The organism is Streptomyces xanthii (genome assembly GCF_014621695.1).
GTDB classification, from domain to species: domain Bacteria; phylum Actinomycetota; class Actinomycetes; order Streptomycetales; family Streptomycetaceae; genus Streptomyces; species Streptomyces xanthii.
Genome location: NZ_CP061282.1, coordinates 277,987 through 300,714, shown reverse-complemented (window position 1 = coordinate 300,714; position 22,728 = coordinate 277,987). Strand labels below are relative to the sequence as shown.

The following is a 22,728-nucleotide window of genomic DNA, read 5'->3' as shown; positions in this document are numbered from 1 at the left end:
GGACGCGCGAAAGGGCGGGGCCCACCGGATCGGATCCGGTGGGCCCCGCCCTTCGTCGTTCGTCGCCGGGGAAGGGGGCGCTCAGGTGACCGAGAGCGCGCCGTCGACCGCGAGGACGGTGCCGTTGGCGTACGCCGCTTCGGGGCGGGTCAGCTGCACGATCCACCAGGCGATGTCCTCGGGCCGGCCGACCCGGCCCGCGGGGATGCGCCCGGCCATCTGCGCGAGGAACCCGTCGTAGGCCTCCTGCGGCATCCCGGCCCGTACCCCGACGCCCGTGTCCACCACACCGGGCGCGATGCCCACCGAGCGGATGCCGCGCGGCGCGAGCTCGACGGCCCAGGTGCGGGTCAGGAAGTCCATGGCGACCTTCGCCATGCCGTACACCGAGTTGTCGGGCCAGGCCCGCAGGCCGAGCGAGCCGGCCGAGCTCACGTTGACGACGACGCCTTTGGTGGCCTCGAGCGCGTCCAGCGCCCGCTGCGTCAGGAAGACGGGGGCCAGCAGGTTCGTGCCGAGATGCGCTGCGACCGTGTCCCGGTCCAGGCCCTCGAGGCCCGTGAAACCGGTGACGGCGGCGTTGTTCACCAGCACGTCGAGCCGGCCGAACTCCCGCAGCGCGCTCTCCACGACCCGTTCGGGCGCTCCGGCGTCGGAGATGTCCGCGGCCAGTACCCGGATCCGGTCCTGGTACCCGTCCGCGGTCTCCTTCAGCGTGGCCTCGCTGCGGCCGACGACGAGGACGTGCGCGCCGTCCTCGGCGAAGGCGCGGGCGGTGGCGGCGCCGATCCCGGTGCCGCCACCGGTGACGACGACCGCCTTGCGAACCTCAGTGTTCGTCATGACGGCCTCAGAAGCACAGAGCGGTGTTGACACCGCGGATGACGGCCTGCTCGGCGTCGTGGCCGAAGTCCTTGTCGCCGATGGTGAACGACAGCTGCACGCGCGCGTGCAGGTCACGGGTGGTCGCCGCGAGCGTGGCGTAGCCCGGGATGCCCGCGCCGTGGCCCCACAGGTCGAGGTCCTTGTCGTTCTGCAGCTTCATGATGCCCAGGCCGTAGCCGATGCCCATGGGCAGGTTCTCGATCATCTCCGGCGGCAGGGCCGTGGTCATCTCCGCCAGCTGCGCCTCGGCCAGGAGCTTGCCGCCGAACAGGCCGGAGAAGAAGGTGTCGAGGTCCTTGGTGGTGGAGATGATCTCGCCCGCGCAGCCGGCCTCGGACGGGTTCATCAGGGTGACGTCGACGGGCTTGCCGCCGATCTCCATGTAGCCGCGGGCGTGCGGCTCCGGGATGTTCGGGTCGTCGCCGGGCAGCACCGTCTCGGTGAGGTCGAGCGGCCGCAGGACGCGCTCGGTGATCTCTTCGCGGTAGGAACGGCCGGTGACCTTGTCGATGAGCAGGCCGATGATGAAGTAGTTCGTGTTGCAGTACATGAACTTCGTGCCCGGCTCGAACTCCAGCGGCTTGGCGGCCGCGATGGCGATGAGGTCCTTCGGCTCGTAGTGCTTGTAGCGGTCGCGCAGGAAGCGGTCACCCGGCTTCTGGAACGAGTCCATGTAGTTGTACAGGCCGCTGGTGTGCTGCATCAGGTTGCGGATGGTGATCTTCTCGCCGTACTCCGGCAGCAGCCCCGGCAGGTAGCTCTCCACCGTGCGGTCGAGGTCGATCTTGCCCTCGGCGACCAGCTGGAGCACCACGACCGCGACGAACGGCTTGGTGATGCAGGAGATGCGGAAGCGGCCGTCCTCGGGGACCGGCCGGTCCGTGCCCAGCTCGGCGATGCCGGAGGTCACGACGAAGGACTCCTCGCCCCGCGCGACACGGAACTGGACGCCGGCGGCGCCGAGTTCCACGAGCCGGTCGGCGGCGCCCTGCACGGCCGTCTGAAGGGCCGAGGTCTCCGGCCGGGCGATCGTCGTCTGGGTCATGTCGGAAAACCCCCATGGGTACAAGGCGTGGTGGTGCGGGTACGGGCAGCGTCCCCGCGGCCGGTAGCGGCACGGCCGGGAGGCGGTGGAGCGGAGGTGGAGGCCGGTCGGGCCGGCGGGCGTCAGGCCAGGTCGTCGCGGGTGACGAGGCGGGTACGGACCTGGAGTCGTCCGTCCGCGGCGCGCACGAGGATGTCCTCGCAGACGCACATCCGGTGCAGGCGCGAGGCCTCGCCGAGCGTGGTGGCGTAGACGGCGACGTAGGAGCGCACCTGCACCGTGGCGTCCTGCTGCGGGCGCACGTCGAGCATGCTGACGACGTGGCGGTGCTGTTCCCTGGCCTCGACGAGCCGGGCGTTGTTGGCGCGGGTGGAGGAGACGAGGTCGGCTCGGCCACGGACCGGCTCGGGCAGGATCGGCAGGGCGAAGGTGGCGTCCTCGGTGAACGACTCGCCCCACTCCTCGATGCGGTGCAGGTCGAGGAGCTGCATCTGGCGGGTGTAGAACTGCTGGACCTCGGCGTGCAGGACCGCGGACTCGACGGCGGGCAGCCGTACGGCGGTCGTGAGATCGGCCAGGATGGTCACGGACTTCTCCGCTTCGTCGGTGGTCAGCACGCGGCTGCTGCGCGTCACTGTGGGCGCCGCACATCGAGCCTTCTTCGAGAAACCCTCGACCCGGGTGCCCTCCAGCCCGCGTCCAGCGGGCTCCGAGCCGGGCGGGACACGGTCGGGGCACCGACCGTTTTCTGGAGGAGAGACATGACGGCACCCACGAACCCGGTGGCGCTGGTCACCGGTGCCACGAGCGGCATCGGCCTGGCTGTCGCACGCGACCTGGGGCGCCGCGGCCATCGCGTGTTCCTGTGCGCGCGTACGCCCGAGAAGGTCGCCGAGACGGTGGCTCAGCTGCGGAGCGAGGGCATCGAGGCCGACGGCACCGCGGCCGACGTGCGCGACCGTGAGTCGGTGACGGCGCTGGTCGCCGCCGCGGTGGCCGCGTTCGGCCCGATCAGCGTGCTGGTCAACAACGCCGGCCGCAGCGGTGGCGGTGTGACCGCCGACATCGACGACGACCTCTGGTTCGACGTCATCAACACGAACCTGAACAGCGTCTTCCTGCTGACGCGCGAGGTGCTGAAGAAGGGCGGCATGGAGGGCGCCGCCTACGGCCGGATCATCAACATCGCGTCCACGGCGGGCAAGCAGGGTGTGGTGCTCGGCGCCCCGTACTCCGCGTCCAAGCACGGCGTGGTGGGTTTCACGAAGGCGTTGGGCAACGAGCTGGCGCCGACGGGCATCACCGTGAACGCGGTGTGCCCGGGGTATGTCGAGACGCCGATGGCGCAGAAGGTGCGGGCCGGTTACGCGGCCGCGTACGAGACGTCGGAGGAGGCCGTGATGGCGAAGTTCACGGCGAAGATCCCGCTGGGCCGCTACGCGACGCCGGAGGAGGTCGCGGGCCTGGTCGGCTATCTGACGACCGATCTCGCGTCGTCCATCACCTCGCAGGCGCTGAACGTCTGCGGCGGACTCGGCAATTTCTGACCGGAGGGGACACAGTCCGATGTCGAACGAGGAGACGGGCGGGCGGGTGCACCGCACCGTTCACGAGGTGGAGGCCGACGCCCCGGCCGACGTGGTGTACGGGATCGTCGCGGACACCGCCCGGTGGCCGCTGTTCTTCCCGCCGAACGTGCATGTGGAGCAGCTGGAGTCCGACGGCACGACCGAGCGGCTGCGGATGTGGGCGACGGCCAACGGGCAGGTGAAGTCGTGGGCTTCGCGCCGTGTGCTGGATCCGTCGGCGCGGCGGATCGACTTCCGTCAGGAGGTGTCGGCGGCTCCGGTGGAGTCGATGGGCGGCTCGTGGATCGTGACCGAGCTGGGTCCCGAGCGTTCGCGGCTGACGCTGCTGCACGACTTCACGGTCGTGGGTGACGATCCGGCGGACGTGGAGTGGGTCGAGCGGGCCACGGACTCCAACAGCCGCAAGGAGCTGGAGAACCTGCGGACTCTGGTGTCCGGCTGGCGTGCTCTGGAGGGCCTGGTGCTGTCCTTCGAGGACTCCGTGCGGATCGACGGTCCCGCGGAGCGGGTGTACGCGTTCCTGGAGCAGGCCGGCAAGTGGCCGGAGCGGGTGGCGCACGTGGACCGGCTCGAGCTGACCGAGGACGAGCCGGGCGTGCAGGTGATGGCGATGGACACGCGGACCGCCGACGGGTCGGTGCACACCACCGAGTCGGTGCGGGTGTGTTTCCCCGAGGACCGGCGGATCGTCTACAAGCAGACGGAGACGCCCGCTCTGATGGCGGCGCACACGGGCCGCTGGACGGTCGTGCCGGCCGAGGGCGGTGGCGTCGTCGCGACGTCGCACCACAGTGTGGTGCTGCGCGAGGAGCCGATCGAGCGGGTGCTGGGCGAGGGTGCGGACGTGGCGCGGGCGCGTGGTTACGTGCGCGAGGCGCTGGGCCGCAACAGCACGGCGACGCTGAACCTGGCCAAGGCGTTCGCGGAGAGCGCGGCGTAGGCCCGGGCGTGCGAAAGGCTGCCGGATCCCGTGGCGGGGTCCGGCAGCCGGGCGTTTGAGGGGGTGTCGGGCGGGTGCGGGGGACGGCGACGGCCCTGGGCCGGCCGGGGGCCGGGCGCAGGGCCGTTTCGCGGGTGCGGTGCCGCTCGTCACTGGTCGTCGGACGGCACGAACCCCAGTTCCTTGAGCATGGGCAGGTAGTTGAAGACGTCGTAGTGCTCGATGATCTTGCCGTCCGCGTCGAAGCGGAGCTCCTCGAGCATGTACCAGGTGACCTTCTTGCCCGTGGGGGCCTTGCCCATGAACTCGCCGAGGTGGGTGGCGTCCACGGTGATGCGCAGGATGACGCGGTCGTCCTCGGCGACGGCGCTCTTGACGTCCAGGTGGAGGTCGGGGAAGGCGGCGAGGCCGCCCTTCATCGCACCGATCATCTGCTGGGTGTCGACCTGGCGGTCCTCGGAGTAGTGCCGGATGTCCGGCGCCCAGTGCTCCAGGATGCCGTCCAGTTCCCAGCGGTTCCAGGCGGCGGCGCAGTCGAGGGCGATCTGCTTGTTGCGCTGCTGGACGGTGGGGGCGGCGGGGATCGCCGGCTCGGCCTGTGTGGCGGTCATGTCGGTGGTTCCTCTCAGGGGATCAGGACGTACTTGCCGACCGCGCGGCCGTCGAGGAGCTCGCGCAGGGCGCGGGCCGCGTCGTCGAGCGGGAGGCGGCCGGCGATCTCGGGGCGCAGGACGCCCTGGCCGAGCAGGTCGTACATGGTGGCGAGGTCGGCGGCGAAGTTCTTGCCGGGCTTGACGTAGTACATGCGCATGCGGCGGCCGCCGGTGCGGCCCAGGAGGCGGGCGAGGGCACGGGTGAGGCTGCGGCGCAGGGCGGGCAGGTGGGGGCGGAACCACTGGCCGGGCCGGTAGCCGGCGACGGAGGAGTCGAAGGAGACGAGGGTGCCGCCGGGGGCGAGTATCTTCCAGCTGTCGTCGAGGCCCTTGCCGCCGATGTGGTCGAAGACGGCGCTGACGCCGTCGGGGGCGAACTGCCGGACGGCGGCGGGCAGGTCGGGGGTGCGGTAGTCGAGGGGTTCGGCGCCCATGTCCCGTACGGCGTCGTGCTTGGCGGGCGACGCGGTGCCGATGACGCGCAGGCCGTGGTGGACGGCGATGCGGGTCAGGACGGAGCCGACGCCGCCGCTGGCGCCGTGGACGAGGACGGTGTCGCCGGGGGCGGCGTCGGTGAGCCGGTGGAGCATCTGCCAGGCGGTGACGCCGTTGGTGACCAGGGCGACGGCCTCTGCGGCGTCGAGGTCCTCGGGCAGGTGGGCCAGGCAGGCGGCGGGGATCTCGGCGTGGGTCTGCCAGCCGCCGTAGCGGGGCATGGCGGCGACGCGGTCGCCGTTCGCGAACCCGGTGACGCCGGCGCCGACCTCGACGATCCGGCCGACGAGGTCGTAGCCGGGGACGAAGGGGAAGCGGGGCGGGAAGGGGTGCAGATGCTGGAGCATCTGCACCTCGGCGTAGGAGACGCCGGCGGCCTCGACCTCGACGACGACCTTGCCGCGGCCGGCGGTGGGCCGGTCGGTGGCGTGCGTCTCGATGTGCTGCTCGGGCTCGCCGCTGCCGGTCATCCGGACGGCGCGGCCGGTGCGGGCGCGGTGGGTGGTCTCGGTTCCTGCGGGGGCGCTCATGCGGCGGTCCTCGTGGTCTGCGGGGTGAAGGCGTCGGCGTGGTCGGCGGCCCACTGCGCGAAGGTCAGCGCGGGGCGGCCGGTGATCCGCTCCACCGTGTCGACGGGGGTCGGGGGGTGGGCGACGGCGTCGGCGAGGTAGCCGAGGACCATCTCCACGACGGGCGCGGGCATGGCCCGGCCCATCTGTTCGCGGGCCTGGTCGGGGGTGATCTCCTCGAAGGCGACGGGCTGTCCGACGGCGGCGGCGATGGCGGCGACCTGGTCGCGCTGGGTGATGGCCTCGGGGCCGGTGAGCACGTAGGCCTGGCCGGCGTGGCGTTCGTCGTCGAGGAGTGCGGCGGCGGCGACCGCGGCGACGTCCTTCTCGTGGATCAGGACGCGGGGGGCGTCTCCGTAAGGGGCGCGGACGACGCCCTCGGCGCGGACGGAGTGTCCCCACTTCCACAGGACGTTGGTGGCGAACTCGTCGGGGCGTACGAAGGTCCAGGTGAGGCCGGAGGCGCGGACGGCCTCTTCCACGGCGCGGTGGTGTTCGCCGCTGTGGTTGTCGCCGGACTCGTCGAGGACGGACGAGGAGGAGAGCACGACGATGTGCCGGACGCCGGCGTCACGGGCGGCGGCGACGATCTCGCGGGCGGTCTCGGGGACCGGGAAGAGGTAGAGCTTGTCGACGCCGCGCAGGGCGTCGGTGACGCTCGCGGGGTCGGTGAGGTCTCCGGCGAACACCTCGGCCTGTGCGGGCAGTCGGGCCGCGGCGGGATCGCGGGTGAGTGCCCGCACGGTCACGTTCTCGGCGAGGAGCCGGTCCACCACGTGGCGGCCCACGGATCCCGTCGCGCCTGTCACCAGTACTGTCACGCCAGTTCCACCCTCGTCACCCTGGGTCTCAGCTCGGTGAGACGTCTCGGTCGGTCTGTGGTGACAGGGTCGGGGCCCGGTCTGGAGGGATCCCTGAGATCCGCTGGACCGGGCCCCTGACCGGCCGCTGCCGGTTACCGGCTGCCGGCGGCGGTGCGTTCGGCGACGTAGGTGGCGATGCCGTCCAGGACGCGGTGCAGTCCGAACTCGAAGCCGCCGTCGTCGCCGAAACCGGAGCCGGGTTCCTCGAAGACCCCGGACATCCAGACGCGGGTGAGGGTCGGGTAGCGGGTGAAGGGGATCAGACGTTCCAGGACGGGGCCGCTGCGCTCGAACCACTCCTGGTGGCTGAGGCCGGTGCGGCGTTCGTCCTGCAGGGCGTCGGCCTCCTGGACGGTGGCGCCGCGCACGTAGCCGTTGACGAGGTTGACGACGGCGAGCATGTCGGGCTCGGTGAGGCCGGTGGCGGAGACGGCGTGCAGGACGCCGTCCCACACCGCGGTCTCGTGGGGTCCCATGAGCATGCGGGAGCCGAACAGGGCGGGCATCCAGGGATGGCGGCGGGCGATGTCCCTGATGTCGCGCGCGTACAGCTCCAGGGCGGCTCTCCAGTCGCCCTCGACCTCGGACAGGGAGGCTGCCTCCGAGAGGACTTTGTCGAGCATGCAGTTGACGAGTTCGGCGCGTCCGTGGACGTAGGTGTAGAGGGACATGGCCGACACGCCGAGCGGTTCGGCCACTCTTCGCATCGCCAGCGCGTCCAGGCCTTCGGCGTCGGCGACCGCGATCGCGGAGTCGACGATCCGGTCGACGGTCAGTCCCTGCTTGGGTCCCCGCGTGCGGGGAGCCGGTTCCCGATGGTCCCGCCAGAGCAGGGCGAGGGTGCGCGCCGGGTCCGCCGGGCGGTCCTTTCTGGCCATTCTCGTGACGTCCTCTCGCTCCACAACAGAACTCCGTACTATATAAAGGGTTTCCCCTTACGGCATACGGAGTTTATGCCCCCACCCCCCATGAGTCCCAGGAGGCATGAGACTTGACCGCTCCCGTCCCCACCGCCACCACGTCCACCCCCGCCGCCGCGCAGCGCGACCGGAAGGAGAAGAAGGGCAGGAAGAAGTTCGAACTGAGCCGCAGGGCACGGAAGCTGACCCTGGCCGTCCACGTCGTCACCTCCGTCGGGTGGGTCGGCCTGTCCCTGGGCATGGTCGTCCTCGCCGTCATGGGCTGGACCACCGACGACCCCGCCGTCGCCAAGGGCGTCTACAAGGCGATGTACGTCTTCGACGACACCGCCGTGACCGTGTTCAGCGTGTTCGCCGCGCTCAGCGGGATCCTGCTCTCCTGGGGCACCGCCTGGGGCTTCATGCTGCACTTCTGGATCATCGTGAAGTGGGTCATCACCCTCTTCATGACGGTCTTCGCCTGGTTCGTGATCCACCCCATCGTCACGCAGGCCGCGAAGAACACCGCGGACTCCGCCGGCTCCTCCTCGGGCCCCGGCTGGCCCGGCGACTTCCTCCTGTGGAGCGTGCCGGCCCTGTTCGCCCTGCTCACCGTCGCCGCCGTCGTGTCCGTCTACAAGCCGTGGGGCCGCACGAAGCGGGGCAGGGCCAAGTCGCCCGCCGCACGCCGCAAGAGGGCCGCCGCGAGCGCGGCGTCCTGAACGTCAGCGACCGGGCCCGCCTTTGCGGGCCCGGTCGAACCGCGCGATCCACTCCGGCAGGCTGCCCGCCGTCAGCAGTCCGGTCCCGATCAGCAGTCCGTCGAACCCGGCGTCCAGCAGACCGGCCGCCGTGCGCGGACCGTCGATACCGCTGGCACTGACCGCGCACCCGGTCCCCGTCGCCCGCACCGCCGGCAGCAGGGCCGGACCACGCGTCAGATCGCCCGCACCCCGCTCCCCCGTGGCGATGTCCTTGTTGTTGACCGCGACCACACAGCTCTCGCCGTACGGCACGGCAGCCGCCTCGGCCGCGTCGGCGACCTCCACGAAAGGGGTCAGGCCCAGCTCCAGGGCCGTCTCCGTCAGCCGCTCCAGCGTGCCGGCCGCCAGCAGACGAGCCGTCAGCAGCACGGCGGAGGCGCCCAGTTCCCGGCTGCGGCGCAGCTGGCCCCGGCTCGTGACGAAGTCCTTGCGCAGCAACGGCAGCGAGGTCAGCGCCGCGACCTCGGCGAGGAGCGCCTCGGTGCCGCCGAACCAGCGCCCCGTGACCACCGACACGCAGGGCGCCCCCGCCGCCTCGTAGGCGGCGACGACCTCGGCGACCGTACGGCCGCCGAGCAGCTCCCGGCCGTCGGCGTCCTGGCGCTTGACCTCCATGACCACCGGGCGGGCCGCCGCGCGCAGCGCGGCCGCGAAGTCCGCGCTCACGCCGCGGCCTCCCCACGCACGCCCCGCTCGCCGCGCCAGGCCCGCACCACCGCACTCGCCGCCTCGGCGTCCAGCGTGCCGAGCGGGCCCCGGGCCGCCGAGTCCACGTCGATGCCGAGCAGCCGGGGATGGTCGAGGACCGTCTCGAAATCGTCGCGGTTGTGCGCGCCGATCCCGCCCGCGAGCAGGAACGGCAGCGTGGTGCGTGCCGCGAGGTCGAGCACCGCGGCCGGGTCCGCGCTCAGCCCGGTGCTGCCGATCCGTCCGTCGGCGGCCGCCGTGTCGAACAGCAGGAGGTCGGCGCCCGCCCGCTCGTACGCGGCGACGAGCGGACCCTGGAGGCAGCGCCCTGCCGGGTCCAGGTGCAGCACCTTGACGATCCGCAGTCCCGGCGGCCCGTCCCGGCGCAGCCGGCGCACCAGCGACGGCGGCTGGAACCCGTGCAGCTGGACCCAGGACAGGCCCGCCTCGGACACGACGGACAGCAGCCGGCCCGCGTCTTTGCCGAAGGTGACCAGGACCGGTTCCACCGTGCCGGTGCGGCGGGCGGCGCCGGCCAGCCGCGCCACCTCGTCGGCGGCGAGGTCGTGCGGGCCGCCCTGGACGCCGCACCACAGGCCCACGAGGTCCGTGCCGGCCCCGGCCACCGCGCGCACCTCCGCCTCGGTCGTGGCACCGCACACCTTGACCAGCATCAGGCCGTCACCGTCCGCGCGGCGTCGGCCTCCAGGGACCCGGCGGCGAACGCCGTCGCGTCGCCGGACTCGAACAGCCGCGGGTGCGCGACGCGCAGATCGGCCAGGATCCGCTCGTAGGGCAGATCGTCGAACTCGCCGTGGAAGCGCAGGAACTCCATGTGGCGGCGCCCCTCGGAGTCGAAGGGGTGGTACAGGCTGTCGCCCGTGCCGTCGAAGTCCAGCGGCGCCATCCGGTACAGCCGGCACAGCTTCTTGTTGAACACCGGGGTCGCCTTGACCCAGCGGCCCTCCAGATGAACGGAGGTCAGTCCGTGCTGGTGGAAGACGTCTCCGCCGACGAGCTCCCTGAGCCGCTCGGAGGCCAGATGGTTGCGGACGTCGGCGAGCACGAGCCGGGCCGGGACGCCCAGCGAGCGCAAACCCGCCGCGAACAGCACCGACTTGTGCAGGCACATCCCGGACCCGGCGCGCACGACCTGGCTGGCGCGCAGTCCCTCGCGCGACAGGTCCGCGCCGTACACCTCGTAGCGGATGCCGTCGCGGACCGCGTGGTAGAGCGCGACCGCGGACTCGGTGGGGGTGCCCGGGCCCGAGGGGAGGGCGGCGGCCACGAAGGCACGCACCTCGTCGGACTCGTGGTCGAGGAACTCGGTGGGGCGCAGGGCGTTGGGGTACATGCGGCGTTCTGCTTTCGTCGGGGGCGGCGGGGCCGGCGTCACAGGCCGAGCAGGGCGGCGATGCGGTTGCGCTGGGTCTCGGAGGTCCCCGAGTAGATGGTCCCGGCGACCGCGTTGCGCAGTTCCTTCTCGATGCCGTACTCGGCCATGTAGCCGTTGCCGCCGAAGATCTGCACCGCGGCCAGGGCGGACGCCACGTTGGCCTCGCTGGTGACGAGCTTGGCGATGGCGATGTCCTCGGTGACGTTCTCGCCGGCCGCCATCCGCTCACCGGTGTCGTAGAGCCAGCGCCGGGAGTTCTCGACGCCGATGCGCAGGTCCACGAGGCGGTGGGAGACAGCCTGGTTGGAGCCGATGGGCCGGCCGAACTGGACGCGTTCCTTGGCGTACCGCAGGCAGCGGTCGAGCCGGTGGCGCATCTCGCCGGCGTTCACCACGAACGTCAGCAGGATCTCCCAGCGCATCACGTACTCCATGACGAGGTAGCCGCCGCCGACCCGGCCCAGGACCCGGTCGGCCGGGACGCGGCACCCGTCGAGGAACAGCTCGCACAGCGGGGAGGTGCGCAGGCCCATCTTGGCGATCGGGGCGCCCACGGTCAGCCCCGGTGTGTCGCGCTCGACCAGGAAGGCGGTGTAGCCGAGCGGGCCGGGCCGGTCGCTGGTGCGGGCGTAGACGGTGATGAGGTCGGCCACGGGGCCGTTGCTGACGAAGGACTTGCTGCCGTCGAGCACCCAGCTGTCACCGTCGCGGCGGGCCCGGGTGCGCATGGCGAGCGCGTCGGAGCCGCTGTCCGGTTCGCTGATCGCGTGGGCGGCGATCAGCGAACCGGAGCAGAGGGCGGGCAGGTAGCGCTCCTTGAGCCCGGGCGAGCCGAAGCGCTGCAGCGGCACCCCGGTACTGGCCAGGTGGGTGCAGACCGAGAAGTTCAGACCGGCGTCGCGGCAGCCCTCCCCCAGCCCCTCCAGCACGTACATGGTGGTGGGCAGGGACTGGCCGAGGCCGCCGTGGCGCTCCTCGAAGGGCAGGCCCAGCAGGCCCGTCCCGGCCAGCAGCTTCCACTTGTCGTGCGGGAAGGCGGCGGCCTCGTCCTGTTCCACGTGCCCGGAGTTGAGCTCGTCCAGGTAGGGGGCCAGGCCGTCGCGCAGGGCCTGCTGCTCGGTGCTCCACTTGATCATGGGATGTCCGCTCGGTGTCCGCTCGGGGGGATCAGTACTGTGAGAAGTCGGGCGAGTCGAGGTTGTGCTTCTCGTCGCCGCGCAGGGCCGGGGTGAACACGCAGACCAGGCGCAGGTCCTCGTGCGGGCTGGCGATCAGCCAGTGGGCGTCGTGCCGGTCCAGGGCGTAGAGGGTCCCGGGGGTGATCGGGTGGGAGTTGCCCGCCTCGTCGACGACCTCGCCGCTGCCCTCGATGCAGTAGCAGGTCTCCAGGTGGTTGCGGTACTCCAGGCGGGACTTGGTGCCGGCCTTGACCACGGTGTCGGTGACCGAGTAGCCGACGCCGTCGGACTGGGTCAGGAAGCGGCGGCTGAGGCCGTTGCCCCACTCCACGCTGGTGACGTCCTCGAGCTTGCGCACGATCATGATCAGATTCCCTTCGTAGTGGCGGGGACAGCGGTGGACGGGAGGTACGCGGGTGTGGCGCCGCGCAGCTCCCTGGTGAAGGCCGCGAACTCCTCGACGGGGTCGCGGTGTTCGGCGAGGGCCCGTTCGATCCGCTCGACACCGGCACTGCCGACGACGACGGAGTGCGCGCCGAGCCCTTCGAGCCGGGTGATGTCGGCGGCGGTGCGGACGCCGAACCCCACGGCGACCGGGGCGGTCGCGTCGGCCTGGAGCGGGCCGAGGACCTCGGCCAGGCGCCGTTCGTCCAGCGGAGCGCCGGTGCCGCTGCGGCCGTAGTGGGCGACGAGGTACAGATAGGCGGAGGCGTGCGCCGCGGCCTCGGCCCGCACCTTCGGCCCCGACACCGCGTAGCACGTGGTGACGACGGGCAGGTCGGCGCGCGCGGCGGCCTCCAGGTACGGGTCGCGGGCGCGCGGCGGCAGTCCGTGCAGGAGCAGGCCGTCGCAGCCGGCGTCGGCCACGGACCGGGTGAAGTCGCCCAGGCCGGGGCCCTTGACCGTGTGGCTCCAGTCGGCGAGCAGGGCGACGCGCAGGTGGCGCAGGGCGGGCCGGGCGGCGGCGACCGCGTCGAGGACGTCGCGGGCGGTCACGTCGTGGGCCAGGGCCCGGCGGGCCGAGCGGCGCACGACGGGGCCGTCGGTGACGGAGTCGGGGAAGGGCACGGCCAGTTCGAGGCAGTCGACGTCGTTCTCGTCGAGCATGGTGAGCAGGTCGGGCAGCAGGTCCAGGGGCGGGTCGCCGGCGTTGAGGAACACGGCGAGGCCGGGCCGCCCGGGGCGGCGGCGGGCGAAGAAGCCGGGACGGTCAGACAACGGACACCGCCCGGGTGCGCAGCCGCTCGACCAGGCCGTGGACGCTGCCGTCGTGGATCGCGGTGCGGGCCGCGGTCAGGGCGGCGTGCCAGTCGGCGGTGAGGCGTCCGGCGACGGCGAGCGCGGCCGCGTTCAGGCACACGGCCTGTTCGGCGACGGGGTCGCCGGCGCCGCGCAGCAGGTCGAGGAAGTGGCGGGCCACGTCGGCGCGGCCGGTGGTGACCGGGGCGAGGTCGCCGAGGTGGCCGCTGCTCAGGCTCAGCGCCTGGGGCCGCAGGGTGAACTCGTCCTCGCCGCCGCCCTCGTAGGTGCGCACGCGGTTGGGGACGATGCCCAGGAGCTCGTCCGCGCCGAGGTCGTTGGTGCACACCCACACGGTGCGGCCGGTGCGGCGTGCCGTGTGCTCGGCCGCCTGCCGGACGGCGGGCAGCATCCTCGGGTCGGAGACGCCGGTGAGCTGCGCGGTGACCGGGACACCGGCCAGGAAGGGGCCGAGGACGTTGACGAAGCGGCCGATGTCGCGCAGGTCCAGGGGCAGCGCGGCGCGGGCGAGCAGGCCGATCTCGGCGGGGTAGACGAAGGTACCGGCGAAGGCGATGCCTTCGCGGTCGAGCACCTCGGCGGTCTCCTCGTAGGAGCGGGTGAGGTCGATGCCGAGGATCTCGAGGAGGTCCAGGGAGCCGCAGCCGCTGGTGTAGGCGCGCGAGCCGGTCTTGACGACCCTCGCGCCCATGGCGGCGGCGGTCAGGGCGGCGGCGGTGGAGATGTTGAAGGTGCGGGGGCCGCCGCCCGTGCCGACGATGTTGACGGTGTCCTGGAAGGGCACGGTCAGCGGGGGGCGGCGCTCGTCGAGCGAGTCGAGGAACGCGGTGAGCGTGGCGGCCCGGGGAGGTGCGGTGGACAGCGAGGCGAGCAGGGCCACGGCCTCTCCCCGGCGCAGTCCTCCGTCGTGGAGCCGGTCCCACAGGGACCGCCAGCTCTCCCGCTCGACCGGCCGGTCGCCGCCGATGAGGGTGACCAGGGCGTCGTGCATGGCTACGCCGCCCCGGCCCGCTGCGCGAGGGCGTCCGCGACGAAGGCGGCGATGGCGGTGACCGAGCGGAAGGCGTCGGGGTCGAGGTCGAGGTCGTCGGTGTCGATGTCGTACGTCGACTCGATCCAGGCGATGACCTTGAGCAGGCCGAGGCTGTCGATGACGCCCGCGTCGAGGAGGTCGAGGTCGGCGTCGAGGTCCTGCGGGCTCACGTCCGGCAGGAACTCCTCCACCACGAACCGCTTGACGGCGGTCAGGTCGTGGGTCGTGTCGGTGTCGGACATGTCAGCTCTCCTTGCTGGGGCGGTGGGTCGGTTCGGGGGCCGCGACGGGCACGCGGTCGCGGTCGACTTTTCCGGTGGAGGTGCGCGGCAGCGGCTCGTCGGTGATCCGTACGGTGGCGGGCACGGCGGCCCGCGACAGTCCGCGGGCCAGATGGCCGCGGAGCACGAGGCTGTCGAGGCCGCTGCCGCCGGTGCGGCGCACCACGGCGTGCAGCAGGTGGCCGGCGACGGGGTCGGGCCGGGCGAGGACGGCCGCCTCGGCGACACCGGGGTGGGCGAGGAGGACGTGCTCGACCTCCTGCGGGTTGACCCGCACGCCGCGGACCTTGACCTGGAAGTCGGTGCGGCCCAGGAGGGTGTGGCGGCCGTCGGCGTCGCGGTGCACGAGGTCGCCGCTGCGGAAGAAGCGGCCGTCGGTGGTGCCGCGCGGGTCGGGCACGAAGGCGGCGCCGCGGGCGCGGGGGTCGAGGTAGCCGGGGCTCTGGAAGGGGGTGGAGACGTACAGTTCGCCGCTGCCGGGGCCGTCCAGGACGCGGCCGTCGGGGGTCACGACGAGGGCCTGCACGCCGGGCAGCGGCCGGCCGAGGGGCGCGGGCACGGTGAGGTCGACGACCTCGTGCAGGAAGCTGTCGTTGGTCTCCGTGCAGCCGTACAGGTTGCTGAGCCGGGCCCCGGGCAGCAGGCCGGGGAGCCTGCCGAGCAGCGGCACGGGCATGCTGTCGCCGGTGAAGACGGCGTGCCGCACCCCCGGCAGGGTGGTGCCGTCCCGGTCGGCCGCGTCGGCCAGCAGCCGGTAGAACATCGGCACCGCCTGGACGATCTCGGGCCGGTGGCGGACGACCTGGTCGAGCAGGTACCGGCCGCGGGTGGCCCGGTCCGGGTCGACGAGGACGATCCGGCCACCGTGCGCGAGCGTGGTCCACACGTCGAGCAGGCACAGGTCGAAGTTGAGGGGGGCGTGATTGAGGACCGTGGTGCCGGGTCCGATGCCGAAGTGCCCCGCGGCCCAGCGCGTGAACGCGGTGATCGCGTCGGCCGTCAGCGGGACGATCTTGGGTGTGCCGGTGGAGCCGGAGGTGGTCAGCAGCAGCAGCGGCGTGCCGTCGGGCGCCGCGGCGCCGCCGGTCGGCGCAGCGCCCGCGCCGCCGTCCGCCGCCCCGGGTTCGAGGACGTGGCGGACCGCGGCCTGCTCGTGGAGCGCGGCCCGCACGTCGGCGCCGAGACTCTGCGAGGTGAGCAGTACCGGGCGGCGCTCCAGCTGGCAGGCGAGGAGCAGGGCCAGGGTCGCGGGCGTCTTGGTGGCCTCGACGGCCACCGGCTCGCCGGGCGGCAGGCCGAGCGCGGCGACGCGCCGGCGCTCGGCGCCGGCCAGGGCGAGGAGTTCGCCGTAGCTGGTCTCCCCGTCCCGGCCCACGAGCGCGATGGCGTCCGGGTGGGCGCGGGCCCGCGCGAGGAACGCGTCGGCGGGCGTACGCCCGCTCTCCGCACTGGCTGCGCCTGACATCACCTGAGTCCCTCCGGCCGAACGGTCTGCAACCGATCCTGGGACGCGCGGCTGGAGAACCGTTCGAGCGGCGGTGTACGGGGTCAGCGTTCCAGCAACTCCGCCAGGACCGGGGCCGGTTCGGTGCCGGCCGCTCCCGAGGGAAGCCACTCGGCGCCCTCGCGCCGGTAGGGGTACCAGCGGCCGTCGCGGCCCAGGCGCAGTTGCACGCCCCGCTCCTCGAAGGTCCAGTGGTTGTCCTGGACCAGCGGCGCCGGCAGTTCGTCCTCCTCCCAGCCCTCCGCCAGTTCGGTGCGGGTGCGGGCGAGGACCGGTGCGCCGGGGGCGAAGGTCTCCTCCAGGACCTCGAGGCCCGCGGCCGCTCCCTGCCGCCAGGCCGCGGCGGCGGCCGGCAGCCGTTCTCCGCGCCCGCTCGCCCGCCCGAGCCGGTCCAGGGTCCGCGCGTCGGCGTGGGCGGCGAGCCGCACCGTGTCCTGCCACGGCGTCAGCGGTGGGGGCGGGACGGCGGTACGGCCGAGCGCGTGGGCGAGCAGGGCGCGGGCGCGGACCGCGGCGTCGGCGGCCTGCATCTCCAGCGGGTCGGCCTCGATACCGGAGCGGGGCAGGTCGTCCGTGTCCACCGGGTCCGGCAGTCCGGGCGGGGCGGGCAGCGGTGCGACGGGGCGCGCGTAGGCCTCGGCGGCCTCCTGGAGTTCCCGCTCCGCCTGCCGGCCGGCGTCGCCGTCCTCGGTCCCTGTCCCCTCGCCGTCACCGGCCTCCCCGTCGTCCCCGACCCCGGCCTCGTCCCCGACCTCGTCCTCTTCCTCGTCCTCGTCCTCTTCCTCGTCGAGGCCGCCCATGGCGTGCAGCAGCACGGTGGTGCGCAGTTCCTCCAGCGCCTCGTCGCGGTCCCGGCCGCGGCACAGCAGCAGCAGGAACGGGTCCTGGTCGAGCAGCCAGCCGAACTGGTAGGCCAGCGCAGCCGCGTGCGCGCACGGGTGGTCGAACGAGTCACAGTCGCACTCGGCCTCCAGGTCGCCGTAGCCGGGCAGCATCCGCACCCGGGCGTCCTCGACGGCCTCCAGGAGGTCCGGCGGCAGCGTGCCCTCCAGGACGGCCTCCAGCTCGGCGGGCCGGTCGGCGAGCTTCTCCCACAGCAGATCCCACTCCTCGTCGTCCAGCACGGCGAGGGTGATCTCCACCCGGTGCGTCTCCTCGTCGTGGACGGTGACCGCGATCCGGCCGGGCGCGACGGACACCGGTCCGAGCCGGCCCGAACGGGCCGCGCTGCGCCCCTCCTTGAGCGGGTCGGCGTCGAAGAGGCCGTCCTCCAGGGCGTCCGCCCAGGCGCCCGCCCACCAGCTCTGGCCGCGGACGCGGCCGCCCCGGCGGGCGGGAAAGGCCGCGAAACCGCGGGCCCTCGTGTCCCCGGCGCCGGCGTCGTCGTAACCGCTCAACTCGTGCTCCTCAGCTCGACCAGGTTGGCCAGTTCGTCGTTGGTCAGCTCGGTGAAGGCGGCCTCGCCCGAGCCGAGCACCGCGTCCGCCAGCTCCTTCTTCGCCTGGAGCATGGCGGCGATGCGGTCCTCCACGGTGCCCTCGGCGACCATCCGGTGAACCTGCACCGGGCGGGTCTGCCCGATGCGGTAGGCGCGGTCGGTCGCCTGGGCCTCCACGGCAGGGTTCCACCACCGGTCGAAGTGCACGACGTGGTCGGCGCGGGTCAGGTTCAGTCCGGTGCCGGCGGCCTTCAGCGAGAGCAGGAAGACGGGCACCTCGCCCTCCTGGAAGCGGCGGACGAGGTCCTCGCGCTTGGCGACCGGGGTGCCGCCGTGCAGGAGTTGGGCCGGGACGCCGCGGTCGGCGAGATGGCGTTCGAGCAGCCGGGCCATCGCCACGTACTGGGTGAACACGAGCACCGCGCCGTTCTCCGCGACGATGGTGCCGAGCAGTTCGTCGAGGAGCTCGAGCTTGCCGGAGCGGCCGGACAGCCGCGGGGAGTCCTCCTTGAGGTACTGCGCGGGGTGGTTGCAGATCTGCTTGAGACCCGTGAGGAGTTTGAGGACCAGGCCCCGCCGGGCGATCCCCTCGCTGCCGCGGATCTCGGCCATGATCTCGCCGACCAGCTTCTCGTACAGGGAGCTCTGCTCGGCGGTGAGGGTGACCGGGCGGTCCGTCTCCGTCTTGGGCGGGAGTTCGGGTGCGATGCCGGGGTCCGTCTTGCGGCGGCGCAGCAGGAAGGGCCGCACCAGTTCGGCGAGCCGCGCCGCGGTGTCCTGCCGGGGCCCGCCGTCCTCCTCGGCGATCGTGCGCTCGGCCTCGATGGGCCTGGACCAGCGGGTCCGGAAGGCGCCGTGGGAGCCGAGCAGGCCGGGCGTGGTCCAGTCGAGGATGGCCCACAGTTCCGACAGGTTGTTCTCGACGGGGGTGCCGGTCAGGGCGATCCGTGCGTCGGCGGGGACGAGCCGCAGCGCCTTGGCCGTGCTGGACTGCGGGTTCTTGATGTGCTGGGCCTCGTCGGCGACGACCATGCCCCAGGAGTGCGCGCCGAGCCGTTCGGCGTCCAGGCGCATGGTCCCGTACGTGGTCAGGACGAAGCCCGATTCGGCACCGTCCAGGCTGCGTCCGGCGCCGTGGAAGCGGCGGGTGGGGGTGCCGGGGGCGAAGCGGCGCACCTCGCGCTCCCAGTTGCCGAGCAGGGAGGCGGGGCAGACGATCAGCGTCGGCCCCGTCGTGGCGGGGTGCTCCTGGCGCAGCAGGTGCAGGGAGATCAGCTGGATCGTCTTGCCGAGCCCCATGTCGTCGGCGAGGCAGCCGCCGAGTCCGAGCGAGGTCATCCGGTCCAGCCAGCGCACGCCGCGCAGCTGGTAGTCGCGCAGGGTGGCGTCGAGCGCGGCGGGCGGGCCGAGGGGTTCGCCGCCGCCCTCGGGGTCGCTGAGCCGGGCGCGCAGGGCCTCCAGCCACGGGGTGGGGGCGACGCGGACCGTCTCGCGGCCGGCCACGGCGACCTGGGTGAGGGCGGCGCCGAGTGCCTCGATGGGGGTCAGGGGTTCGAGTTCGGGCTCGCGCGCCTTGCGGGCGAGCGCGGCGGGGATCAGCAGCCAGCGGTCGCGCAGCCGGACGACGGGGCGCACCGCGTCGGCGACCTGCCGGGTCTCGGTCTCGTCCAGCGGCTCGCCGTCGAGGGTGAGCTGCCAGCGGAAGCCGACGGCCGCGTCCGCGCCGCCGAAGAAGGAGCGCAGGTCCTCGGGCGCGTCGAGTCCCGCGCCGACGACGGCCACGGCGTCCAGGGCCCGGCTGTCCTCGGCGGGCCAGTGCAGGTCGATGCCGTGGGCGCGCAGCCGGGCGGCGCCGTGGCCGAGCAGTTCGTCGATCTCGGCGTCGCTGGGTTCGAGGTCGCCGGGCACCGGGAGCAGGCGTTCCAGCGGGGCCCAGACGCCCGCGGCACGGCGGGCGGCCTGCGCGATGTCGTTGACGGCCTGCGGACCGAAGCCCGGCAGGCTGCCGTCCAGGACGGCGCGGGCCGGTCCGGCGAGGGTGGGGTCGGCGAGACTGTGCGCCCAGGGCACCAGCACCGGGGTGGGCGGCTCGCCGGGGGTGGTGCGCAGTTCCAGCCGGAAGGAAAGGCGTACGCCGCTGTCGATGCCGGCGGAGATCTCCTCGGCCCAGGCCCGCAGTTGTGGGACGTGCTGGGGTGCGGCGGCGGCGAACGCGGCCCGGCCGGACGCGGCTTCGGCGGCCGGGGTGCGGGGCAGCGTGTCGGCGACGGCGTCGACGAACGCCCGGACGAGACCCTCCGGTTCGGGCAGCCGGGCGGTGGTGCCCGGACGGGGCAGCGCGCGGGCCTCGGGCGGCATCGCGGCGGCCAGCGCGCGGACCCGGGTGATGTCCTCGGGGTCGAGCGGTCCGGCGCGCCAGGTGTCGTATCCGCCCGGTGAGACGCCGGGCAGCAGCCGACTGCGGGCGCTCAGGTGCAGGGCGAGGACAGCGGTCGCGCCCCAGAAGGCGGCCGCCGGGTGGGCGTCGGTGCCGGGGCGGGCCGCGTGGGCGAGCACGGGGAGCGCCTCGGCGACTCCCAGGCGCAGGGCGGGGACGGCCCGGAGCGTTGCCGTGCCGTCCTCCGCGGTGACCAGCGTGACCTCGGTCCTTTCGCCCGTCGTCCCGTCCGGGAGCGCGGCGCCGTCAGGACACCAGAAGGAGAGGTGCCCGGTACGGGCCGGGTCCCCGGGGTCGAAGACCACCGCGCACCGGGCCAGTGCGGTGTCGGGGCCGGCCGTCGTCACTGCCTGGGTCATCGGTCGGGTCGCTCCCCTTGCGTCGCGTGTGTGTTCCACGGGTGCGGGCCGTGCCGTACGGCCCGCGGGTCCTGGTGTGCTGTCAGCGTCCGAGGCTCTGGTAGCGGCGTACCGCCAGCGGGAAGAAGATCGCACAGATGACGGCGGGCCACAGGACTCCGAGAAGAATGGCGTGTTCCGCCGCCCAGGAGCTGCCCTGCCAGCCCGGGTTGCCGAACAGTTCGCGGGTGGCGGTGCCGGTGGCCGACAGCGGATTCCAGTCGGCGATCGCGGCGAGCCAGCCCGGCATGGTGTCCGGCGAGACGAAGGCGTTGGACAGGAAGCCCAGGGGCCACACCAGGGTCTGTACGGCGGTGACGGCGGCGGTGTCGGTGAAGACGAGACCGAGGTAGATGCCGACCCAGAGCAGGGCGAAGCGCAGCAGCAGGAGCAGGCCGACGGCGGCGAGCGCGCGGGAGAACCCTTCGTGGGCACGCCAGCCGACGGCGAGGCCGCACAGGATCATGACGCTCAGGCCGACGACCGAGTTGAGCATGTCCGCGATGCTGCGGCCGGTGACGACGGCGGCGGACGAGGTGGGCATGGCCCGGAACCGGTCGGTGACGCCCCGGGCGGTGTCGGTGATCACGGCGAGCATCGTGACCTCGATGCCGAACACCATGGTCATGGCGAACATGCCGGGCACGAGGAACTCGCGGTAGTTGCCGCCGCCGGGTACGTCCATGGCGCCTCCGAAGAGGTAGCCGAACATCAGCACCATCATGATCGGGAAGAGCAGTCCGATGATGACGGGCGCGGGGTTGCGGGCCCAGTGGGCGAGCGAACGCCCGGTGAGCACCCAGGAGTCGGCGAGGGCCCAGCGCAGCGAGCCGCCGTCGCCGGACGTGTTCTGCGGGGTGGTGGTCGCGGTGGTCACACCGTCACCTCTTTCTCGTCCGCGGGGCGCTCCCCGGACTGCTCTGCCGTCTGCTCCGCGGGCTGTTCGCCGGTCAGGTGCAGGAAGACCTCGTCGAGGGTCGGACGGCGCAGTGCGATGTCCTCGACGTCGATGCCGGAGTCCTGCAGGGCGCGGGCGGCGCCGGTCAGGGCAGCCACCCGGTCGTCGACGGGGCCGCCGACCCGCCGGTTGTCCTCGTCGACGTCGGCGCCGCGTCCGGTGACCGAGGCGAGCACGCCGGCGGCGGTCCCGAGGTCGGCGGCGTGGCGCAGGGTGATGTCGATGCGGTCGCCGCCGATGGCGGACTTGAGCTGGTCGGGGGTGCCCTCGGCGATGACCCGGCCGCCTTCGCCGCGCGGGGAGGCGATCACGGAGACGGAGTCGGCCAACTGGTCGGCCTCGTCCAGGTACTGGGTGGTGAGCAGGACGGTGGTGCCGCCGTCGACGAGCGAGCGCACCGCCTCCCAGACCTCGTTGCGGCTGCGCGGGTCCAGGCCGGTGGTGGGCTCGTCGAGGAAGAGCACGCGGGGGGCCAGGATGAGGCTGGCGGCCAGGTCCAGGCGCCGGCGCATACCGCCCGAGTAGTCCTTGACCTGCTTGTCGCCGGTGTCGGCGAGGCCGAACTGGGCGAGGAGTTCGTCGGCCCGCCGTCCCGCGGCCTGCTTGCCGAGGTGGAACAGGCGGCCGAACATCACGAGGTTCTGGCGCCCGCTGAGCACCTCGTCCACGGCCGCGTACTGGCCGAGGAGCCCGATCCGGGAGCGGACCTGAGCGGCCTGCCGGGTGACGTCGAAGCCGGCGACCTCGGCGCGACCGCCGTCCAGCCCGGCGAGCGTGGCGAGGATGCGGACGGCCGTGGTCTTGCCGGCCCCGTTGTGGCCGAGCAGGCCGTGCACGGTACCGGCCGGCACCCGCAGGTCGAATCCGCTCAGGGCGGGGGCGTCACCGTAGCGTTTGCGCACGTCCTCGGCATGGATCGCGTACTCGGATCCCATGGAAGTCCTTCCTCACAGGGCTCGGGGCGGGGGCTGGGGGGGCGACCCGTGGGCACACCTTCGCCCCAGCATGCCCGGGCCCGCTCGGCTGTCTCTCGAGTGTCGCTCGAGCCCGGGGTAGGACGTTCCAATCCCGTACCGTTCGCACCCGTTCTGGAGGAAACACCGTGGTCACCTTCGTCAACAGGTTCACCGTCACCGGCCCCGCGGCGGAGTTCGAGCAGCTCTTCGAGCAGACGTCGGCCTTCTTCGTGGCCCAACCCGGCTTCGTCGCGCACCGGTTGATGCGGCACGCGGACCAGCCGGGCAGCTATGTGAACGTGGCCGAGTGGCAGGACGCCGAGTCGTTCCGCCGCGCGGTGACGCATCCCGACTTCGCCCCGCACGCGGCGGCGCTGCGCGCCCTGTCGACCAGCGACCCGAACCTGTTCACGACCACCGTGCTGGAGCGGCGCAGCAGTTGAACGCGGGTGCGGGAGAAGGGGCCGGGGCGCTGACGCGCCCCGGCCCCTTCGTGTGCG

24 protein-coding genes are annotated in these 22,728 nt (G+C 73.1%); 4 read left to right on the top strand and 20 right to left on the bottom strand.

Translation table 11 applies throughout. The features are described from left to right. Positions 1-81 precede the first annotated feature (81 nt). From IAG42_RS36850 to IAG42_RS36840, 3 genes are all read right to left on the bottom strand, one after another. Complete coding sequence (locus IAG42_RS36850; protein WP_188341971.1) at positions 82-843, bottom strand: SDR family NAD(P)-dependent oxidoreductase; 762 nt, start codon at positions 841-843, stop codon at positions 82-84. 7 nt (positions 844-850) lie between these two features. After that, positions 851-1,930, bottom strand: coding sequence for a serine hydrolase domain-containing protein (locus IAG42_RS36845; protein ID WP_188341970.1), 1,080 nt, complete (start codon positions 1,928-1,930; stop codon positions 851-853). Between the two features lie 122 nt (positions 1,931-2,052). Further along, positions 2,053-2,565, bottom strand: a complete 513-nt coding sequence (locus IAG42_RS36840; protein ID WP_223206498.1) for a nuclear transport factor 2 family protein — start codon at positions 2,563-2,565, stop codon at positions 2,053-2,055. 126 nt (positions 2,566-2,691) lie between these two features. Here IAG42_RS36840 and fabG point away from each other — a divergent pair, with 126 nt between their 5' ends. Together fabG and IAG42_RS36830 are read left to right on the top strand one after the other, a co-directional pair. After that, positions 2,692-3,477 (top strand): 3-oxoacyl-ACP reductase FabG, encoded by a 786-nt coding sequence (gene fabG, locus IAG42_RS36835; protein ID WP_188341968.1) that lies wholly within the window; start codon positions 2,692-2,694, stop codon positions 3,475-3,477. Positions 3,478-3,496: 19 nt separating this feature from the next. Then, entirely contained in the window at positions 3,497-4,459 is a 963-nt protein-coding gene (locus tag IAG42_RS36830; protein WP_188341967.1) for an aromatase/cyclase, read from the top strand. Between the two features lie 149 nt (positions 4,460-4,608). Here IAG42_RS36830 and IAG42_RS36825 read toward each other — a convergent pair whose 3' ends face one another. The 4 genes from IAG42_RS36825 to IAG42_RS36810 all read right to left on the bottom strand — a co-directional run bounded on the left by IAG42_RS36825 (position 4,609) and on the right by IAG42_RS36810 (position 7,917). Next, positions 4,609-5,070 (bottom strand): ester cyclase, encoded by a 462-nt coding sequence (locus tag IAG42_RS36825; RefSeq protein ID WP_188341966.1) that lies wholly within the window; start codon positions 5,068-5,070, stop codon positions 4,609-4,611. Positions 5,071-5,084: 14 nt separating this feature from the next. Next, the gene (locus IAG42_RS36820; protein WP_188341965.1) at positions 5,085-6,137 is read right to left on the bottom strand and encodes a zinc-binding dehydrogenase; all 1,053 of its coding nucleotides are present in this window, start codon (positions 6,135-6,137) and stop codon (positions 5,085-5,087) included. Then, positions 6,134-6,997 carry an NAD(P)H-binding protein gene (locus IAG42_RS36815; protein ID WP_188341964.1) on the bottom strand — a complete coding sequence of 288 codons (864 nt, stop codon included), beginning with the start codon at positions 6,995-6,997 and terminating at the stop codon, positions 6,134-6,136. The genes IAG42_RS36820 and IAG42_RS36815 overlap by 4 nt, the downstream gene beginning before the upstream one ends. A gap of 134 nt (positions 6,998-7,131) precedes the next feature. Continuing rightward, entirely contained in the window at positions 7,132-7,917 is a 786-nt protein-coding gene (locus IAG42_RS36810) for a TetR/AcrR family transcriptional regulator (protein ID WP_188341963.1), read from the bottom strand. 113 nt (positions 7,918-8,030) lie between these two features. Here IAG42_RS36810 and IAG42_RS36805 point away from each other — a divergent pair, with 113 nt between their 5' ends. After that, positions 8,031-8,660, top strand: a complete 630-nt coding sequence (locus IAG42_RS36805; RefSeq protein WP_188341962.1) for a DUF2269 family protein — start codon at positions 8,031-8,033, stop codon at positions 8,658-8,660. Between the two features lie 3 nt (positions 8,661-8,663). Here the strand turns inward: IAG42_RS36805 and IAG42_RS36800 are convergent, their stop codons facing one another. The 13 genes from IAG42_RS36800 to IAG42_RS36740 form a co-directional block, all read right to left on the bottom strand. Then, positions 8,664-9,368 (bottom strand): beta/alpha barrel domain-containing protein, encoded by a 705-nt coding sequence (locus tag IAG42_RS36800; protein ID WP_188341961.1) that lies wholly within the window; start codon positions 9,366-9,368, stop codon positions 8,664-8,666. Then, positions 9,365-10,063 (bottom strand): phosphoribosylanthranilate isomerase, encoded by a 699-nt coding sequence (locus IAG42_RS36795; protein WP_188341960.1) that lies wholly within the window; start codon positions 10,061-10,063, stop codon positions 9,365-9,367. Before IAG42_RS36795 ends, IAG42_RS36800 begins: the two co-directional genes overlap by 4 nt. Continuing rightward, positions 10,063-10,743 (bottom strand): transglutaminase-like domain-containing protein, encoded by a 681-nt coding sequence (locus IAG42_RS36790; RefSeq protein WP_188341959.1) that lies wholly within the window; start codon positions 10,741-10,743, stop codon positions 10,063-10,065. The genes IAG42_RS36795 and IAG42_RS36790 overlap by 1 nt, the downstream gene beginning before the upstream one ends. Positions 10,744-10,781: 38 nt before the next feature. Beyond that, a complete protein-coding gene (locus tag IAG42_RS36785) occupies positions 10,782-11,921 on the bottom strand; it encodes an acyl-CoA dehydrogenase family protein (protein WP_188341958.1) in 1,140 nt (379 codons plus the stop codon). Positions 11,922-11,952: 31 nt separating this feature from the next. Further along, a complete protein-coding gene (locus tag IAG42_RS36780; protein WP_188341957.1) occupies positions 11,953-12,327 on the bottom strand; it encodes an ectoine synthase in 375 nt (124 codons plus the stop codon). A 2-nt stretch (positions 12,328-12,329) separates the two neighbouring features. Further along, positions 12,330-13,181, bottom strand: a complete 852-nt coding sequence (gene trpA, locus IAG42_RS36775; RefSeq protein WP_188341956.1) for a tryptophan synthase subunit alpha — start codon at positions 13,179-13,181, stop codon at positions 12,330-12,332. Continuing rightward, positions 13,174-14,214: an anthranilate phosphoribosyltransferase gene (locus IAG42_RS36770; protein ID WP_188341955.1), complete on the bottom strand. Its 1,041-nt coding sequence runs from the start codon at positions 14,212-14,214 to the stop codon at positions 13,174-13,176. The genes trpA and IAG42_RS36770 overlap by 8 nt, the downstream gene beginning before the upstream one ends. Before the next feature lie 2 nt (positions 14,215-14,216). After that, positions 14,217-14,498 carry a phosphopantetheine-binding protein gene (locus IAG42_RS36765; protein ID WP_188341954.1) on the bottom strand — a complete coding sequence of 94 codons (282 nt, stop codon included), beginning with the start codon at positions 14,496-14,498 and terminating at the stop codon, positions 14,217-14,219. Between the two features lies 1 nt (position 14,499). Next, positions 14,500-16,002, bottom strand: coding sequence for a class I adenylate-forming enzyme family protein (locus tag IAG42_RS36760; RefSeq protein ID WP_188341953.1), 1,503 nt, complete (start codon positions 16,000-16,002; stop codon positions 14,500-14,502). Between the two features lie 83 nt (positions 16,003-16,085). Next, entirely contained in the window at positions 16,086-17,438 is a 1,353-nt protein-coding gene (locus IAG42_RS36755) for an SWIM zinc finger family protein (protein ID WP_188341952.1), read from the bottom strand. Continuing rightward, a complete protein-coding gene (locus tag IAG42_RS36750; RefSeq protein WP_188341951.1) occupies positions 17,435-20,275 on the bottom strand; it encodes a DEAD/DEAH box helicase in 2,841 nt (946 codons plus the stop codon). The genes IAG42_RS36755 and IAG42_RS36750 overlap by 4 nt, the downstream gene beginning before the upstream one ends. 82 nt (positions 20,276-20,357) lie before the next feature. Further along, on the bottom strand, positions 20,358-21,191 hold the full coding sequence (locus IAG42_RS36745) for an ABC transporter permease (RefSeq protein ID WP_188341950.1): 834 nt from the start codon (positions 21,189-21,191) through the stop codon (positions 20,358-20,360). Beyond that, a complete protein-coding gene (locus tag IAG42_RS36740) occupies positions 21,188-22,207 on the bottom strand; it encodes an ATP-binding cassette domain-containing protein (protein WP_188341949.1) in 1,020 nt (339 codons plus the stop codon). The genes IAG42_RS36745 and IAG42_RS36740 overlap by 4 nt, the downstream gene beginning before the upstream one ends. Before the next feature lie 167 nt (positions 22,208-22,374). On the opposite strand from IAG42_RS36740, the gene IAG42_RS36735 reads away from it, so the two are divergent. Beyond that, entirely contained in the window at positions 22,375-22,671 is a 297-nt protein-coding gene (locus tag IAG42_RS36735; RefSeq protein WP_188341948.1) for an antibiotic biosynthesis monooxygenase family protein, read from the top strand. The last annotated feature ends 57 nt before the right edge of the window (positions 22,672-22,728 follow it).

Bases quoted from the DNA above. Each gene is read 5' to 3' on its own strand.
- IAG42_RS36765 (WP_188341954.1), bottom strand. From the start codon at position 14,498: ATGTCCGACACCGACACGACCCACGACCTGACCGCCGTCAAGCGGTTC.
- IAG42_RS36760 (WP_188341953.1), bottom strand. From the start codon at position 16,002: ATGTCAGGCGCAGCCAGTGCGGAGAGCGGGCGTACGCCCGCCGACGCG.
- IAG42_RS36820 (WP_188341965.1), bottom strand. From the start codon at position 6,137: ATGAGCGCCCCCGCAGGAACCGAGACCACCCACCGCGCCCGCACCGGC.
- IAG42_RS36810 (WP_188341963.1), bottom strand. From the start codon at position 7,917: ATGGCCAGAAAGGACCGCCCGGCGGACCCGGCGCGCACCCTCGCCCTG.
- IAG42_RS36830 (WP_188341967.1), top strand. From the start codon at position 3,497: ATGTCGAACGAGGAGACGGGCGGGCGGGTGCACCGCACCGTTCACGAG.
- IAG42_RS36750 (WP_188341951.1), bottom strand. From the start codon at position 20,275: ATGACCCAGGCAGTGACGACGGCCGGCCCCGACACCGCACTGGCCCGG.
- IAG42_RS36740 (WP_188341949.1), bottom strand. From the start codon at position 22,207: ATGGGATCCGAGTACGCGATCCATGCCGAGGACGTGCGCAAACGCTAC.
- IAG42_RS36785 (WP_188341958.1), bottom strand. From the start codon at position 11,921: ATGATCAAGTGGAGCACCGAGCAGCAGGCCCTGCGCGACGGCCTGGCC.
- IAG42_RS36795 (WP_188341960.1), bottom strand. From the start codon at position 10,063: ATGCTGGTCAAGGTGTGCGGTGCCACGACCGAGGCGGAGGTGCGCGCG.
- IAG42_RS36780 (WP_188341957.1), bottom strand. From the start codon at position 12,327: ATGATCGTGCGCAAGCTCGAGGACGTCACCAGCGTGGAGTGGGGCAAC.
- IAG42_RS36770 (WP_188341955.1), bottom strand. From the start codon at position 14,214: ATGCACGACGCCCTGGTCACCCTCATCGGCGGCGACCGGCCGGTCGAG.
- IAG42_RS36850 (WP_188341971.1), bottom strand. From the start codon at position 843: ATGACGAACACTGAGGTTCGCAAGGCGGTCGTCGTCACCGGTGGCGGC.
- IAG42_RS36845 (WP_188341970.1), bottom strand. From the start codon at position 1,930: ATGACCCAGACGACGATCGCCCGGCCGGAGACCTCGGCCCTTCAGACG.
- IAG42_RS36825 (WP_188341966.1), bottom strand. From the start codon at position 5,070: ATGACCGCCACACAGGCCGAGCCGGCGATCCCCGCCGCCCCCACCGTC.
- fabG (WP_188341968.1), top strand. From the start codon at position 2,692: ATGACGGCACCCACGAACCCGGTGGCGCTGGTCACCGGTGCCACGAGC.
- IAG42_RS36790 (WP_188341959.1), bottom strand. From the start codon at position 10,743: ATGTACCCCAACGCCCTGCGCCCCACCGAGTTCCTCGACCACGAGTCC.